General features: G+C 43.3%; 1 protein-coding gene. It reads right to left on the bottom strand.

Translation table 11 applies throughout. The features are described from left to right. Positions 1 to 285: 285 nt before the first annotated feature. On the bottom strand, positions 286 to 1,206 hold the full coding sequence (argF, locus tag QUA88_RS29400) for an ornithine carbamoyltransferase (protein WP_333052921.1): 921 nt from the start codon (positions 1,204 to 1,206) through the stop codon (positions 286 to 288). Between the last annotated feature and the right edge of the window lie 139 nt (positions 1,207 to 1,345).

The raw sequence follows: 1,345 nt of genomic DNA, 5'->3' as shown, positions 1-1,345 counted from the left end.
GGCTGCGATGAACAATGACTATATGATGCAAATTCTCAAGTGCTTTTGTCAAGCATGATTGAGATGCTCTTACCCTGAGTATTTAATCTGTTTGTAAAACCGCCAACTATTTTGAATTCATCGGCAATTTTATTCGCCTAAAAAATCGATACAATAAATCTAATAGTCGCAGTCGGTTAAAACCGACTTAAGCTTTGAGCCAGGGGTTTAAACCCCTGGCGGACTGGCGAAATGGCGACATATTTACTGACAACATCTTTAAGGACTGAAGTCGTTACTACAAACCTAATCGCTTTCCAGAATGCTTGCGAGCAAAGCTTGCTGAGCGTGCATCCGATTTTCTGCCTGATCCCAAACGCGCGATTGACTGCCTTCTATCACTGCATCGGTAATCTCTTCATCCCGGTGTGCGGGCAAACAGTGCAATACAATTGCATTCTTATCGGCTAACTTCAGCAATTGTTCATTTACCTGATAGGGTTCAAACAAAGGAATTCTGATTTTTGCTTCCTCTTCCTGTCCCATACTCGCCCAAACATCAGTATAAATCACTTGAGCATTCTTCACAGCAGCTTCTGCGTCCGTCGTCACCGTAACTTCGGTTTTTCCCTGAGCAATATTCTTAGCTTTTTCCACTATCTCAGCATTGGGCCCGAAATCTTGAGGGCAAGCAATTCTTACATTCATTCCCGTCATTGCACAGCCCAACATCAGCGAATTAGCCATATTATTGCCATCGCCCAAATAAGTCAGGGTCAATCCTTCTAGCTTGCCAAAACACTCTTTTACTGTCATTAAATCCGCCAGAACTTGACATGGGTGTTCGTCATCTGTCAACGCATTAATCACAGGAATTTTCGCATAATTAGCAAAAGTTGCTAAGTCCTTTTGCTCGAACGTCCGAATCGCCAAAATGTCTAAATATCTGTCTAAAACCCTGGCTGTATCTACCAAAGGTTCCCCGCGGCTGACTTGTGTAACGTTGGGATTGAGGTCAATCACTTGCCCTCCCAATTTATACATTGCTACCGTAAAACTTACCCGCGTTCGCGTTGAAGCTTTGGAAAATAACAAGCCGAGAACTTTATTGCGTTTCAGCTTGACCATTCCCGATTTTAAACTGGCTGCTAGATCCAGCAAATAATTTAATTCGTCAATGCTTAAATCTGCCAGACTTAATAAATCTCGCCCTTTTAAGGAATCCATGCTTTCCCCCACACACAAATTTTTAACTTTGTCGTGAACTACCAGACGCTGACCACTTAAGTGGTACAGCGCTGGCTTCCTGATTCAACGGGGCGGGGCGTCCAACAAAACCGAAGTTTTACCAGATCGACTTACATCC

The sequence above is a fragment of the Microcoleus sp. D3_18_C2 genome (assembly GCF_036702395.1).
In the GTDB taxonomy this organism is placed as follows: domain Bacteria; phylum Cyanobacteriota; class Cyanobacteriia; order Cyanobacteriales; family Microcoleaceae; genus Microcoleus.
This window is presented reverse-complemented; position numbering and strand designations above follow the sequence as displayed.

What these genes read in the sequence shown, in the direction of transcription:
- argF (WP_333052921.1), bottom strand. Translation starts at nt 1,206, where the DNA reads ATGGATTCCTTAAAAGGGCGAGATTTATTAAGTCTGGCAGATTTAAGC.